The sequence below is a fragment of the Vibrio sp. 1249-1 genome, assembly GCF_033340495.1.
This window is the reverse complement of record NZ_JAWOWJ010000318.1, coordinates 1-842: the sequence shown is the minus strand read 5'-3', so window position 1 is coordinate 842 and position 842 is coordinate 1. Positions and strand designations below refer to the sequence as shown.

The window sequence follows — 842 nt, the reverse complement described above, 5'->3', positions numbered from 1 at the left end:
ACCGACAATATGGTATTGGCAGACAGCGTCAACAGCACCACCGCATTGATTCATGATGCTTACCTAAAAATGTCAAACTGCGACATGAGTGAAATCGCCACCAAGCGTGATTTTTTCTTAATGGCAGCTAAAGTCATGCGCCAAATATTGATCGACAACGCTCGCTCACACCAAGCGCAAAAACGCCAACACATCACGTTGATGAAGGACGAAGAAGACCGCTTTGAGCAGTTGATCATCATGGACAAAGCCTTAGATAGCTTTAGCACACGCTACCCACGTCAATCGAGCGCCTTAAAACTCAAATACCTGATGGGCATGAAGAACCAGGAGATCAGCGAACTGCTAGAGTGCAGCGCAAGCCTGATCGAAAAAGACCTCAAGTTCTCACGCAGCTGGCTGCAATCAAGAATGGCACACGCATAAATCATGACCAAGAAACTGTGGATTATCGGCGCGATCGGCGCCGGTTTATTGGGTGTTTACTTGTTAAGTGACGAGAGCAACATGGCGTCTGCGGCCAGCTCTTCAAACAGCTCTCCTATCGATAAAAGAAACAGCCAACATCATTATGGTGAACGTACGTCGTTAATTGAGGTGAAGCAGGCGCTCACAACATCGGCGTTGGATGGCTCGAGCTCTCTCGATTTAGATGCAGTGCTTAATGCGACGCCATTCGATCAACAAAACGTCGCCGAGAACCCTTTCGATACGCTTGATGGTTACTACCCTTACGATCTGACGGCGGTGACACCACAACCCAAGGTTGATGCGGCGAACAACAGCAAACCCATCATCAATCTATCGGTCGAACAGCAACTGCAAACCATCATTTATGGTTG

1 protein-coding gene and 1 pseudogene are annotated in these 842 nt (G+C 48.1%); both read left to right on the top strand.

What is annotated here, in order from left to right; genetic code table 11:
• Window positions 1-426: ECF-type sigma factor (locus tag R7Z50_RS26105; RefSeq protein ID WP_318149557.1), on the top strand; the 426-nt coding region annotated here is incomplete at its 5' end.
• Window positions 427-429: 3 nt separating this feature from the next.
• Window positions 430-842 (top strand): annotated as a pseudogene (locus tag R7Z50_RS26100) (hypothetical protein); the annotation flags it as partial.